Origin of the sequence: Methyloceanibacter sp., assembly GCF_050728395.1 — a bacterium.
In the GTDB taxonomy this organism is placed as follows: Bacteria; Pseudomonadota; Alphaproteobacteria; order Rhizobiales; family Methyloligellaceae; genus Methyloceanibacter.
Map to the genome: position 1 here is coordinate 1 of NZ_JBOHJB010000073.1, position 14,167 is coordinate 14,167.

The window sequence follows — 14,167 nt, forward strand, 5'->3', positions numbered from 1 at the left end:
CTTCGACAAGTTCCGCGATGCCTTCATCGAGGCCGGCAAGACCCAATTCGGCTCAGGCTGGTGCTGGCTTACGCTGAAGGACGGCAAGCTCGAGGTCACCAAGACCCCGAATGGCGAGAACCCGCTTGTTCACGGCGGCTGGCCGTTGCTTGGCTGTGACGTGTGGGAGCACTCTTATTACATCGACTATCGCAATCTCCGGCCGAAATATCTCGAGGCCTGGTTCGACAATTTGATCAATTGGGAGCATGTCGAGGAGATGTTTGCCCTCGCCCCGCAATAGCGCGGCAATTGCCAGGATTTAGCAGGATTTGCAGCGGGTGGCGCGGATATGCCACCCGCTTCGCATTTCGGCTCCCATGCCCCTCACGCCCGCTCTATCCCCGCTCGGTACCACCGGTCGCAAGCGATGAGCGCGCGTACCTCACGGAGCGTCTTCGAGGACTAGGGATGCCCCTGGTGCTGTTGCCACCGACCGCAAGCGCATGCCTTTGACCACGGCGTAGATCGCCGGAATGACGATCAGCGTCAGCAGAGTCGAGGACACCATGCCGCCGATCATGGGCACGGCGATACGTTGCATCACCTCGGCTCCCGTGCCGTGGCTCCACATGATCGGCAGCAGACCGGCCATGATCGCGGCGACCGTCATCATCTTCGGCCGCACGCGCTCCACGGCGCCGGACATGATGGCGGCATGGAGGTCGTCGCGGGTAAAGGGCCGTCCTTCCCCCTCTCGTTTCTCCTTCAGTTCCTTCATGGCGCTGTCGAGATAGATCAGCATCACCACGCCGGTCTCGGCCGCGACGCCGGCAAGGGCGATGAACCCGACGGCGACCGCAACCGAGAGATTGAAGCCGAGCCACCACATCAACAAGAAGCCGCCAACCAGCGCGAACGGCACCGACAGCATGACGATCAGAGTCTCGCTGATACGCCGGAAATTCAGATAGAGCAGAAGAAAGATGATCAGGAGCGTCACCGGCACGACGATCTTCAGCCGTGCCTTGGCGCGCTCCAGATACTCGAACTGCCCGCTCCAGATGGCGTAATAGCCCGGCGGGAACGTCACTTGGGCGGCCACAGCTTTCTGCGCGTCGGCAACGTAGCTGCCAATGTCCCGGTCGCGAAGGTCGACATAAATGTAGGTGGCAAGCTGTGCATTCTCGGTGCGGATGCTCGACGGCCCTTGAGCGAGACTGACCTTGGCGACCTGCCGCAGCGGCACTGTTCCTCCGTCGGCCATTGGGATCAGCACCTGATCGGCGATCGCTGCCGGATCGCTGCGATAATCGCGCGGGTAGCGGATGCTGACGGTGTAACGTTCACGCCCCTCGACGGTCGTGGTCACCGGCTCGGCGCCAAGCGCCATGGCGATCACGTTCTGCACGTCGCCGACCATCAATCCGTAGCGGGCGAGCTGCGCTCGGTCCGGATCGACGTTCAAGTAGTAGCCGGCGACAGCCCGTTCGGCATAGGCGCTGGAGGTGCCGGGCACGGTTCTGATCGCCGCCTCGATCTGCCTCGCAATTCTGTCGATCTCGGCCAGGTCCTTGCCGAGCACCTTGACGCCAACAGGCGTTCGGATGCCGGTCGACAGCATGTCGATGCGCGCCTTGATTGGCATGGTCCAGGCATTGGACACGCCGGGGAATTGCAGAGACTTGTCCATCTCGGCGGTGAGCTTGTCGACGGTCATGCCCGGACGCCACTCGCTCTCAGGCTTCAGATTGATGACCGTCTCGACCATTTCGGTCGGAGCCGGGTCGGTTGCGGTCGAGGCACGGCCTGCCTTTCCCCAAACGGATTCGACCTCGGGGAAGGACTTGATGATCTTGTCCTGGGTTTGCAGCAGCTCCGCGGCTTTGGTGACGGAAATCCCCGGCAGCGTGACCGGCATGTAGAACAGAGTGCCTTCGTTGAGTGATGGCATGAACTCGGTGCCGAGCTTGGAGGCGGGCCACAGGCTCGCCAGCATAACGACAAGCGCAATAAGGATCGTGGCTCCCTTGGACTTGAGCGCGAGCTGGATCACCGGCCGATAGATAGAGATCAAGAACCGGTTCACCGGATTTTTGTGCTCGGGGATGATGCGGCCGCGCACGAACAGCGTCATCAGCGCCGGAACCAGCAGCACCGAGAGGAGCGCCGCCGCCGCCATGGCGAAGGTCTTGGTGTAGGCAAGCGGCTTGAATAGCCGTCCTTCCTGCGCCTCGAGCGTAAAGATCGGCAGGAACGAGACCGTGATGATGAGCAGGCTGAAGAAGAGCGCTGGCCCCACCTCGACCGCAGCCTCGATCAGCACGTCGCTCCGCGATTTGCCGGGCGGCGCGCGCTCAAGGCGCTTATGTGCGTTCTCGATCATGACGATGGCGGCATCGACCATGGCGCCGATAGCAATGGCGATGCCGCCGAGGCTCATGATGTTGGAGCTCAAGCCGAGCAACCACATGCAGATATAGGCAATCAGCACGCCAAGTGGCAGCGTGATGATGGCGACGAGCGCGCTGCGCGCGTGCAGCAGGAAGATCACACAGACCAGCGCCACGATGGCGCTTTCCTCGAACAAGGTCCGCCTCAAGGTGTCGATGGCGCGGTTGATCAGGGCCGAACGGTCGTACACCGCTTCGACGGTCACGCCCTTCGGCAGGCTCGGCGTGATCTCGGCGAGCCTGTCCTTTACATGCTGGATGACTGAAAGCGCGTTCTCGCCGAAACGCTGCAGCGCAATGCCGGAGACGACCTCCCCTTCGCCGTTCAGCTCGGTGATGCCACGCCGCTCATCCGGGGTGAGTTCCACGCGGGCAACGTCCTTGAGCAGCACGGGAACGCCTTTGTCCGATTTGACCACGATCTGCTCAAGATCGGAAAGGCTCTTGATGTAGCCGCGTCCGCGCACGGCGAACTCGGTCTCCGAGACCTCGACGGTGCGCCCGCCGACATCCATGTTGCTGTCGCGGATCGCGTCGCGAATTTTTGAGAGCGGGATGCCGAGCGCCTGCAGGCGGCGGGGGTCGATTACGACGCTATATTGCTTGACGAAGCCGCCGACGCCCGCGACCTCGGCCACGCCTTCAGCCTTGGCCAGTCCAAAGCGGATGGACCAGTCCTGGACAGTGCGCAGCTCTGCAAGACTCATCTGCGCGCCGCGCACCACATATTGGTACACCCAGCCTACACCGGTCGCGTCCGGTCCGAGACTCGGCGTCACGCCGACGGGCAAGCGCCGCGCCGCCGAGCTCAGATTTTCAAGCACGCGCGAGCGCGCCCAGTAGAGATCGGTGCCGTCCTCGAAGATCACATACACGAAGGAAACGCCAAAGAAGGAGAACCCGCGCACCACGCGCGACTTAGGCACGGTTAGCATGGCAGTGGTCAGAGGATAGGTGACTTGGTCTTCGACCACCTGCGGCGCCTGACCTGGATATTCGGTGTACACGATCACCTGAACGTCCGAGAGGTCCGGGATCGCATCGAGCGGCACCTTTGACACCGCATAGATGCCGGCGAGCGTGACGAAGATCGTTGCAAACCCGACAAGAAACACGTTGCGGGCCGACCAGCGAATGAGTCCGGCGATCATGGCTGCGTCTCCTGTTGGCTGAAGGTTTGCAGCGCGGCCTTCAGATTGCTTTCCGCGTCGATCAGGAAGTTTGCCGAGGTCACGACGTCCTCGCCCGGCTTCAGACCGTCGGCGATCTCCACGTAACCTTCGCCACGACGGCCGAGTTTGACAGCGCGCGGCTCGAAGCGGCCGTCGCCCTTTGCCACCAGCACCACCTGTCTCGTGCCACTGTCGATGACGGCGTCGTCGGGGACCGCAGTGACCGCTCCCTCCTCGCCGCCGGCCTGGAAGACCACGTCGGCATACATCGAGGTCCGGAGCCGCTGGTCCGGGTTGGGAAGCTCGACACGCACGGGCACGGTGCGCGTCTCCGGCTTGAGTTCCGGATAGATGAAAGTAACCGCGCCTTGCACCGGGTGGGTCGGGTCGGCCCGCAAGGTCACGGTAACCGGGGTGCCGACCTTGATCGAACCGATATCGGCCTCGGCGACGTCGGCAATCACCCAGACATGCGAATGGTCGACGATGCGATAGAGCTCGTCTCCCGCCATGACGCGCTGACCGTTGATGACTTTCTTCTCGATGATGTCGCCGGTCGCCGGCGAAGGCCAGTCGATGGTTCGGGGATTGGTATTCGTCTTGCGCACCTCGTCGATGCGGCTCTGCGGGATGCCCAGGTTCCGCAACCGCAGCATGGCGCCCTCGAGAGCTTTGTCTGCCTCTGGACCGATCCTGCGGCCGTCGGCACGCATGGCGACGATCAGGTCCGACTGCGCCAATTGGATCTGCGAGCTATAAAGGCGGAACAGCGGATCGCCCTTCTTTACATGCTGCCCGGTCTTGTCGACGAACAGCTCCTCGATGTACCCGTCGGTGCGAAGCGCAACGACGGTCAGCAGCGTCTCGTCGTGCTCAACCCTGCCGACGGCGCGCACCTGCTGCACGATGGAGCGCGACTCGGCCTTCTCGGTCCGCACCCCGATGCGCTGCACCTTGTCGAGGCTTATTCTGACCGTGCCGGGTTCATCCTTCTCGTCCTCGTAGACGGGGATGTAGTCCATCCCCATGGGGTCTTTCTTCGGCACCAGCGACGTGTCCGGCGCGCCCATGGGGTTGCGGTAGTACAGAATCTTTCGCCCCGGCTCCGGCGCGGTGGTTTGTTCCACGCTTGCGGTCGCAACGGTCGTAGGTTGCGAGGCTGGCGTCCTGGCTTGCAGGCCGCCATACCAGTAGGTGAACGCCACAACCAGGCTCGCGCTCAGAGCCAAGCTGATCAAACTGCCAAGACGCCTCATGTCGCGTCTCCCAAACGTCCTCATGCATGATGATTTGCTAAGCCGCCTTGCGGCCCAGCGCATGCGCGACGGCGCACTCGCGAGCGAATCCCGCAAAGCGACGACCCGTCAGTGAGGCGTTAGACGCGAGGAGGTGGTAGAGGCGGATTCTCGGCCGGAGAGCGGAAGGCCTGCGTCACGAGATCAGGCTTCTCTAAAGTCGGTGGCATCAACACAGCCGCAACCTGTGCAGCCACTGCGCCGGTAAGATTAAAGCACTTGAGCACGCAGCCCGCGACCGAGCCGCAGCCATCCGTCTTCTTTTCGCATGGCTTGCCGCCAGGGCAGCAGTCGGTCTGACTCGCGGTAAGGGAGGCATCGTGCGGCATGGCAAGCGCCCTCCCGCCCGCCACCGGCAGCAGGGCCACCGAAAGCGCGATAAGAGTGACCAGAATGTGCCGACCGATGCTCATGCTCAAGCCACGTTATGTGCCTGGAATCCAAGGGTCAAGTGACGGGATCGTGAGTTGGACACCAGCTTTTCGGCCGCAGCACCATGCTTCCGCGCTATTCTCGCTGAAGGCCACCAGTCGGTAAGCGAGGGCCTGCCGTTGCGCAACGGAGAGTCTTCAAAGGCAGGAGATGCCGCTCGGGCAACCTCGCTTGCGTTGGTCGAGGCCTTCCGCGACCTGCCGGCTGAGCACCTTGCCGAACTTGAGCGGCTGCTCGTCACGCAAGCCGTCTCCCGCGGCGAGGTTCTCATGCGCCAGGGCGATGTGGCGGACGCGCTCTATCTCGTCGCCTCGGGCCGCTTCGCCATCAATGTCGACGGACGCCGCATCGCCGAGGTGGGGAGCGGCTCGCCCATCGGCGAGATCGGCTTCTTCGCCGACGGCATCCGCACCGCCACCGTCACGGCGCTGCGCGACTCGATCGTGCTCAAACTGCCCAAGGCAGAGTTCACGACCTTCGCCGAGCGGCATCCGATCATTCTCAGGCCGATCGCCGTAACGCTGGCGAGGCGCCTCGCCGACACGCTTGCCGGCGACGAGCAGAGCCTGACCCATCCCCGCACGCTTGCCGTGATCGGCGCGGGCGGCTTGCCCGTACCGGACGACTTTCGCAAGCGGCTTGCGCTCGCCCTCTCTCGCTTCGGCCAAATCGCCACCGTGGATTCGGCGACGCTTGCCGCGGCGCTCTCCGCAAACGTCGATCTCGACTCCGAAGCCGTGACGAGCTGGTTCAACCGGCAGGAGTTTCGCTATCACTACGTGCTCTATTTCGCCGATTCCGAGCTTACCCCGTTCAGCGCCAAGATCATTCGCCAGGCCGACCAGCTTCTTATCGTCGGCGATGCGTCTGAAGGAGCACCCGAGCCAAGCACGCTGGAACGCTTCGCCTTCGACATCCATCCGGTTTCGGCGCGACGCCTCGTGCTGGTCCATGCGGCCCGCAAGCCGCTCTCCGGCACGTCGCGCTGGCTGAACGCGCGGGCCGTCGCCATGCATCACCACCTCGTCGCCGAGGACAGCACCGGATACGACCAGCTTGCCCGCTTCGTCAGCGGCAATGCGAGAGGTTTCGTCGCCTGCGGCGGAGGGGCGCTGTGCGCCGCCCATGTCGGCGTCTACAAGGCGTTCCTCGAGGCGAATATCGGCTTCGACGTGTTCGGCGGCACGAGCGGCGGCGGCGCCATGGCCGCGGCCTTCGCCATGGGCGCGAGCCCTGACGAGGTGAGCGCCCGCACCGCGGCAATTTTCCTGGAAGCGCGGGCTTTGAAGCGATTGACCTGGCCGCGATACAGCCTGCTCGATCACACCGTCTTCGATCGCGCGCTTAAGACCCATTACGGCGACGCCGAGATCGAGGATCTGTGGAATGGCTATTTCGCGGTCTCCACCTGTCTCGCCAGCAACTCCCTCTTCCTCATTACGCGCGGGCCGGTGTGGAAAGCGGTGCGCGCCACGAGCTCGATCCCAGGTCTCCTGCCTCCCGTCTATTGCGAGGACGGCCGCGTCCTGGTCGACGGCTCGCTGCTCGACAACGTTCCGGTCAAATCCATGCGCGGGCTGAAGAGCGGGCCGAACGTCGTGATCGGCCTCAAGTCAGACGAGCTGCGCGGCGACACCGTAGACTATGCGGCGCTTCCCTCGCGCGGGCAGTTATTGCTCCAGATGCTCAATCCGTTTGCGCGCCGGCGCCTCCCCCACGCCCCGGGCGTGGCGACCGTGCTCCTGCGCAGCCTGATGGTAAGGCGCGAGCGCCTGACCGATTCGCTCGAGCGCGACGACCTGCTCATCACCCCGCCGCTCCCCGACGATGTGAGCGTCATGGACTGGCACCGTCACGCCGAGCTTGCCGAAATCTCTTACCACCACACGGCGAAGGTCATCGCCGATCAACGCGCCAGAGGTCATCCGCTGTTTCGCTGAGTCTCAAGAATTCGGGCGCTTGAACGATGGAGGGTCCGATGAGCCAGTCACAACGAAGATTCGTTACCTTCGGCATCTCGCACTATTGCGAGAAAGCCCGATGGGCGCTCGATTGGCACGGCATCGCTTACAAGGAGATCAACTGGCCGCCAGGCGTGCACCTAATTTTGGCCAAAAGCTGCGGCGCGAAACGAACCAGTCTGCCAATCCTGCTGCACGGCCAGGCGGTCATCCAGGGAAGCGGTGCCATCATCGATTGGGCTGACCAACAAGCGCAGGATCCAGCGCGACGGCTCAATCCGCCGGAGGCACGAGAGATCGAGCGGCGCGCCGACCGCGTCATTGGTGTTCACGTGCGCCGGCTGGCCTACTCCGAGCTGCTTCCGCGATTTCCCGAGCTCGCCAAGCCGGCACTCTTTGGCAAAGCTTCGGGCACGCACAGGCTTCTTGGCAATGCGATGTGGCCTTTGACGAGGCGCGCCATGATCCGCATGTATGGCATCACTCCGGAGGCTGCGGCCGAGAGCCGCTCAATTTTGGAATCGGAGCTCGACTGGCTCGACAAGACACTCGCCGACAAGCGCCGCTATCTCGTGGGAGACCGTTTCAGCCGAGCCGACATCACCGTGGCCAGTCTATTGGCCCTCTTTGCGCGCCCCCAGGAGATGCCGACCTATCATGAGATGTCCATTCCCGGCGCACTCCTTGCCGACGTCGAACGCTGGCGCGATCGGCCGGTCATGCGTTGGGTCGTCGCGCAGTATCAGACCCATCGCCTATCGACGCCTGCGGCAGGATGATCAGAGAGCGCTACTTAGAGGAAAAGCATGAGCGAACACCGGCCGCCGCTACCGCCCTTCACCCTGGAGACCGCAATTCAGAAGGTTCGGGCGGCTGAGAATGCCTGGAACAGCTGCGATCCTGAGCGGGTCTCGCTCGCTTACACCGCCGACAGCTATTGGCGAAATCGCGCCGAGTTCCTCAAAGGGCGCGCGGAGATCGTCGCCTTCCTGACGAGGAAATGGAGGCGCGAGCTCGACTACCGTTTGATCAAGGAATTGTGGGTCTTCGCCGGCGACCGCATCGCCGTGCGTTTCGCTTATGAGTTCCACGACGATTCAGAGAACTGGTTCCGCGCCTACGGCAACGAGAACTGGGAGTTCGACGCACACGGACTGATGCGCCGCCGCTTCGCCTCGATCAACGATCTGCCGATCAGCGAAGCGGACCGTCTGTTCAAATGGGATCGCTCCGCTCCGCGCCCGGCGGATCATCCTGGCTTGAGCGATCTCGGACTGTGAGTCCGAGCCTTGTTGAAAGTTCCTGCGAACAACGCAGCCGACATCTCTCCCAACGGCTAGTCGGCCGTCCGATCGTCTAGAAAATCAAGAGTCGCCGCCAAGCGCATTTCTACCGGGTTGTTCAGATCGTTGGCACACTGCACGACATTCGTACCGAAGCGTTCGGCAAGTTGATCGATCGCCACTTCCAATCGGCGTCGCCGGCCCGGCGTGTCGAAGAGTTCGAGCTGCACGAGATCGCCGATTCCCACCAGGTCGTATGCAACCATGCCAACCAGGCGGAACGGACCCGGATCATCAACATTGTCGAGAAGACGCACACCGACTGAGTAAATTGCCTCGGCAACGTCGGTCGGTTCATTGAGCCGATGCTGTCGGGTTATGATCCGAAAGTCGGCGGTCTTGAGCTTTATGCCGACGCCGAAGGCAACGTAGTTCTTTCTTCTTAGGCGCCTGCCGATCGCCTCTGCCGAGAGGTGCAGGTGACGTTTGATGTCCGCCTTCGCGTGCACATCCTGATTGAGCGTATGTTCTGAGCCAATGCTCTTTGATGATCGCCGTCCGATGACTGGCCTCGGATCGTCGGCCTGGGCCAGCGTGTGGAAGTGACGACCGGCGCTTCCAAGCTTCGCAGAAAGAACCCGCACATCAGTGCGAGCCACGTCGCCGATCGTATGCAGGCCGAGACGGTGAAGACGTGCCTGGGTCTTCGGCCCGGCGCCCCATAGGCGGGATACCGGGAGTGGGGCGAGCCAGGCTTTGGCATCTTCCGGTGGCACCACAGTCAGACCATCTGGTTTTCGACAAGCACTTGCGACCTTGGCCACGTATTTGGTCGCCGATAGGCCGACCGATGCCGTCAGACCCGTGGCGTCGCGGATCGCACTCTTCAGTTGACGTCCCATCGATTCAGGCTCGCCGAAGAGTTGTTCGGACCCGGTCATATCCAGAAATGCCTCATCGAGGCTCAGCGCCTCAACGTCAGGCGAGAAATTGGAGAATACCTCCATGATCGTCGTAGAAATTTCCTGATACCGATCGAAGCGAGGGGGAACAATAACGGCGTCTGGACACATGCGTCGCGCCCTGGCCATCGGCATTGCACTGCCGACGCCATATGGACGAGCCTCGTAGCTGGCCGTCAGTACCACCCCCCGAGGACTTGGAGGCCCGACGAGCACGGGCCTGCCTCGAAGCGTGGGGTCATCGAGTTGCTCAATCGCCGCATAGAACGCATCCATATCAGCGTGAGCCACAATCCTTGGCCAAACCCTCTTGAAGCGAATCATCGCAAGCCGAGTTTAGACCAACTTCCGGCGCGAGTGCCGCCCTTGCCGAAACTATTAACCGACCGCCACAGCGATGCCGATCGGCGAAGCGGACCGTCTGTTCGAATGGGATCGCTCCGCTCCGCGCCCGGCGGATCATCCTGGCTTGAGCGAACTCGGACTGTGAGTCCGAGCGAATGTGCGAAATACCACAAAGGACGGCCAACGGATCGGCGATAATCCCCCAACTCGACCAGGCGCCGATACGAAAAGAGGTCCGCCATGTCCTCGACGTCTTGCGCACAGGTTCTAAAGTTTGCCGCCGTCACGGCTTTGGTCGCCCCCCTCGCCCTTGCCGATTCGGCCCGCGCGGCTGATTCCACACCCTCGCCTTGCTCCGAGGACGCCATGATCGTGTTCGATGCGTCCGGTTCCATGGCCGGCAACGTGAGTCAAGGCATCGCCACCATCAAGCCGCGCATCGATGAGGCGCGGCACGCGCTCGCCACGGTCCTGCCGCGCGTTGCCCGCTATCGCCGCGTGGGTCTCGTGACCTATGGCCCCGGCGCTTACAACCAGTGCAATGTCCAGCTCAAGTTTGAGCCGACCCCAAACGCCGCCGAACGTATCATGCGCGAGGTCAATTCGTTGACGCCTGCCGGCCGCACGCCTCTCACCTCGGCCGTGGAGGCGGCGGCGGACGTGCTCGACTACCGCAAGAAGCCAGGGGTGATCGTTCTCCTCACCGACGGCGAGGAGACCTGTGGCCGGTCGCCTTGCGATCTCGGCAGGCAACTGCATGCGGCCGCGGCTGAGCTGACCGTCCACGTCATCAGCTACCGCACGGCGAACTTCTCTTGGGTGGGCGAGAACAGCCTTCTCGACACGAAGTGTCTCGCCGAAACGAACAACGGCTTCTACATCACGGCCTATAACTACCAAGAGCTTGTCGAGGCCTTCGAGAAAGCCCTTGATTGCCCGATGGTTGCCGCGCGCACCGTACCTTGAGAGTGTGGCCTGCTCTGAATCGACTTGGAGTTGTAGAGAAAAGGCGCAAAAATAGAAAAGTCTCGGTAGCATCCCGGTTTTGACAATGGAATCGAACCCCAAGGACCGGCTAATCCAGGAGCTGCGCGAACGGGTTTACGCTCTCGAGGAAATCGAGAGCGACCGTGACGCCATCGAGCGCGAGCTAAAAGCCACCCGCGAGCGGCTACAGCACCTACTCGCCGTCAGTCCCGCGATCATCTACACGACCAAGGCTTCGGGCGACTATGCCTGCACCTATGTCAGCAACAATCTCCAGGCGATCATGGGCTACACGCCTCAGGAGATGACCACCGATCCAAAATGCTGGCCGGATCACCTGCACCCAGAGGACGCTCGGCGCATTCTTGACGAATGTCCGCGTCTCATCGAACGCGGCAGAGGGACCCTCGAGTACCGCTTCCGGCGGCGAGAGGGCGGTTACATCTGGATCCTGGACACCTTCAAGGTCGTCTATGACGACGCCGGCCGGCCGTTGGAACTGGTCGGGGCTTGGGCCGATATTACCGAGGGCAAGCATGCGGAGCAGGCGGCGATCGAGGCGAAGCGATACCTCGCCAGCCTGATTCAAAGCACCAGCGACGCGATCATCTCCACGGACAAGGAAGGCAAGATCGTCCTGATCAACGAGGGTGCCGAGGCGCTGTTGGGCTATCCGGCAACGGAGGTTATCGGCCAGCCCGCGGCCATGCTTTATGGCAGCGAGGCCGCGGCAAAGGAAGTCTTTCGCGAGATGCGCAAGCGCGGCGGATCTGTATCCGGCTTCGATAGCGTAGCGCGCGCGAAGGATGGCAGCAGCATTCCGGTTCTGATCTCGGCATCCATGCTCCACGACCAAGAGGGTCGCGACGCCGGCACGGTTGGTTTTGTTACCGACATGCGCGAACGCAGGCGCGAGCAGGAGGCGCTCCAACAAGCGTACGACGAACTTGAGAAACGCGTAGAGGAACGCACCACTGAATTGAACACTGCGCAAGAGCGGTTCCAATATCTCCTCACCGTCACGCCAGGGATCATCTACACGACCAAGGCCTCCGGCGACTACGCCTGCACCTTCGTCAGCGAGAATGTGGATCCGGTCATGGGCTTCTCTCCCTGGGAGATGCTTGAGGATCCGGGATTTTGGTTTTCACGTTTGCATCCGGATGATGCGCCGCGAGTCGCCACCGAAATGGCTCCCCTCGTTGAACGAGGCGGTGGAACTCTCGAATATCGGTTCCGCAACAGAGCCGGAAACTACATCTGGATCCAAGACACCTTCAGGGTGATCCGTAGCGACGGCGGCCGGCCGTTGGAACTTGTCGGCTCCTGGGCGGACATCTCCTACCACAAGCAGGCCGAGCAGGCTCTCGGTGAGCGCATGGCGATCATGAAGGACCTGCAGACGCTGGTCGCCGCCAGTCCATCGGTGATCTATACGACCACGCAAGCTCAGGACAGCTATGCCTGCCGGTTCGTGAGCGAGAATTTGACGCCGATCATGGGTTATCTGCCGTGGGAGATGCGCGATAACCCGACCTTCTGGGCCAAGCACGTCCATCTCGACGACGCCGAACGCGTATTCAGCAAGGTCAAACAGCTCATCGCTCAAGGGGGAGGAACCGTCGAGTACCGCTTTCGGCACCGGCGGGGTCACTATGTATGGGTCCAGGACAGCTTCACGGTCGTGCCGGACAAGGAAGGCAGGCCGAAGGACATCGTTGGCTCATGGGCCGACATCTCCGACCGCAAGCGAACCGAGGACGACCTCAAGCGACTTGCCGAGAAGGTGGAGAAGCACAACAGATTCATTTGCGAGACCTTCGGCCGATATCTGACCGATGAAGTCGTTGCCACCGTTCTTGAGTCCCCTACGGGACTTCGAATGGGAGGGGAGAAGCGCAAGATCACCATGCTGATGGCCGATCTCCGTGGCTTCACCTCGATGTCGGAACGATTGCCGGCGGAACGCGTCGTGTCCCTGCTTAATCGCTACCTCACGACAATGGTCTCCGTCATCAAGCAGTATCAGGGCACGATCGATGAGTTCATCGGCGACGCCATCTTCGTCCTCTTTGGCGCTCCGATCTGGCAAGAGGACGACGCACAGCGCGCGGTCGCCTGCGCCATGGCAATGCAGCTCGCCATTGCGTCGGTGAATGAGCAGAACAGGCAGGACGGTCTGCCCGAGATCGAAATGGGAATCGGTGTCCACACCGGTCAAGTGGTCGTGGGGAATATCGGCTCATCGGAGCGGACGAAGTACGGCGTGGTGGGAAGCCAAGTCAACTTGACCTCGCGCATCCAATCTTGCACGACCGGCGGCCAAACCCTGGTTTCCGAGGCGACCCGGCGCGAGGTGGGACCAATTCTCAAGCTGGGAAGGCAAACGGAGGTCAAGGCAAAGGGGATCGAATATCCCATTACCGTCTCCGAGGTCTTGGGCATTGGCAGGCCGTTTCAGCTCTATCTACCCAACATTGCGGAGGACCTCGTGCCGCTGGCCGAGGAGGTTCCGCTCTCCTACTCGGTCATCGAGCCGAACCAAGCCGGCGGAGAACTTTGCAGCGGAGCGCTGACGAAGTTGTCGCGCAAGGGCGGGGAGGCGCGCTTGGAAAGCCCGGTCGATACTTTCAGCAACCTCGAAATGTATTTGGTCGGCAAAGATGGCCAGAGTCTTCAAGGCACTCTTTATGGCAAAGTCGTCGGACCGGTTCCGGGAACGCGCACAGATTTTTCGATCTGTTTCACGTCAATTCCGCCGGAGATCGAATCATTCCTAGGCGTCCTGCTGGCGCAAGCGGCCGATGCTCAGCCCAAGTCGGCGAGAAGCAAGGCGCCAAAGCGCCGCCGCGCGTCATCGCCCAAGAACGGTCGAGCCCTGCCGTCTGGTCCTGCTGCTTCCTAGGGAAGCGCCAGGCGACTCTTTGCCGCTCAGCGCCGGTCGTGTTCCACGGCTTCGCTTGCCTCTAGCCAGCTTTGCTCGGCTCTCGCGAGACGGCGCTCGATCTCGGCGCGCGCCTTCAGCAACTCAGACACCGAGGAGCCGTTGGCGTTGGGCAGCGCCAGCATGTCATCGATCTCCCCACGCTTCTGCCAAAGCCGCTTTATCTCGGCCTCGGCCTCGGCAACTTGCTTGCGCAACGTCTTGCCGCTCTCGCGCAACTCGGCCGCCAAACGCCGCTCGCCCTTGCGGTTGCCGCGCTTGCCGCGTCCATCACCGTCGCCGTCAGCTCCTTCATTGCCGGACTTGAGCACCAAGTCGCGATAATCCTCGAGGCTGCCGGCGAAGTCCTTGGCG

General features: G+C 62.2%; 10 protein-coding genes and 1 pseudogene. 6 read left to right on the plus strand and 5 right to left on the minus strand.

The window, feature by feature from the left end:
- Positions 1 to 283 (plus strand): superoxide dismutase (locus ACREC7_RS12535; protein ID WP_431556024.1); only part of this gene is annotated, 283 nt, incomplete at its 5' end.
- A 141-nt stretch (positions 284 to 424) separates the two neighbouring features.
- Here the strand turns inward: ACREC7_RS12535 and ACREC7_RS12540 are convergent.
- From ACREC7_RS12540 to ACREC7_RS12550, 3 genes are all read right to left on the minus strand, one after another.
- Positions 425 to 3,583: an efflux RND transporter permease subunit gene (locus tag ACREC7_RS12540; protein WP_431556025.1), complete on the minus strand. Its 3,159-nt coding sequence runs from the start codon at positions 3,581 to 3,583 to the stop codon at positions 425 to 427.
- On the minus strand, positions 3,580 to 4,860 hold the full coding sequence (locus ACREC7_RS12545) for an efflux RND transporter periplasmic adaptor subunit (protein ID WP_431556026.1): 1,281 nt from the start codon (positions 4,858 to 4,860) through the stop codon (positions 3,580 to 3,582). Before ACREC7_RS12545 ends, ACREC7_RS12540 begins: the two co-directional genes overlap by 4 nt.
- A 119-nt stretch (positions 4,861 to 4,979) precedes the next feature.
- Complete coding sequence (locus tag ACREC7_RS12550) at positions 4,980 to 5,312, minus strand: hypothetical protein (RefSeq protein WP_431556027.1); 333 nt, start codon at positions 5,310 to 5,312, stop codon at positions 4,980 to 4,982.
- A gap of 54 nt (positions 5,313 to 5,366) precedes the next feature.
- Between ACREC7_RS12550 and ACREC7_RS12555 the strand changes: the two genes are divergently transcribed.
- The 3 genes from ACREC7_RS12555 to ACREC7_RS12565 are packed head-to-tail and all read left to right on the plus strand — an operon-like array spanning position 5,367 to position 8,572.
- Complete coding sequence (locus ACREC7_RS12555) at positions 5,367 to 7,271, plus strand: patatin-like phospholipase family protein (RefSeq protein WP_431556028.1); 1,905 nt, start codon at positions 5,367 to 5,369, stop codon at positions 7,269 to 7,271.
- A gap of 38 nt (positions 7,272 to 7,309) precedes the next feature.
- On the plus strand, positions 7,310 to 8,071 hold the full coding sequence (locus ACREC7_RS12560) for a glutathione S-transferase family protein (protein WP_431556029.1): 762 nt from the start codon (positions 7,310 to 7,312) through the stop codon (positions 8,069 to 8,071).
- Positions 8,072 to 8,098: 27 nt separating this feature from the next.
- The gene (locus ACREC7_RS12565) at positions 8,099 to 8,572 is read left to right on the plus strand and encodes a DUF1348 family protein (protein ID WP_431556030.1); all 474 of its coding nucleotides are present in this window, start codon (positions 8,099 to 8,101) and stop codon (positions 8,570 to 8,572) included.
- A gap of 56 nt (positions 8,573 to 8,628) precedes the next feature.
- On the opposite strand, the gene ACREC7_RS12570 is transcribed toward ACREC7_RS12565, so the two are convergent.
- Positions 8,629 to 9,861, minus strand: coding sequence for a DNA polymerase IV (locus ACREC7_RS12570; protein ID WP_431556031.1), 1,233 nt, complete (start codon positions 9,859 to 9,861; stop codon positions 8,629 to 8,631).
- Positions 9,862 to 10,122: 261 nt separating this feature from the next.
- Between ACREC7_RS12570 and ACREC7_RS12575 the strand changes: the two genes are divergently transcribed.
- A complete protein-coding gene (locus ACREC7_RS12575) occupies positions 10,123 to 10,848 on the plus strand; it encodes a vWA domain-containing protein (RefSeq protein WP_431556032.1) in 726 nt (241 codons plus the stop codon).
- A gap of 85 nt (positions 10,849 to 10,933) precedes the next feature.
- The gene (locus ACREC7_RS12580) at positions 10,934 to 13,774 is read left to right on the plus strand and encodes a PAS domain-containing protein (RefSeq protein ID WP_431556033.1); all 2,841 of its coding nucleotides are present in this window, start codon (positions 10,934 to 10,936) and stop codon (positions 13,772 to 13,774) included.
- Between the two features lie 26 nt (positions 13,775 to 13,800).
- On the opposite strand, the pseudogene ACREC7_RS12585 reads toward ACREC7_RS12580, so the two are convergent.
- Positions 13,801 to 14,167 (minus strand): annotated as a pseudogene (locus ACREC7_RS12585) (hypothetical protein); the annotation flags it as partial.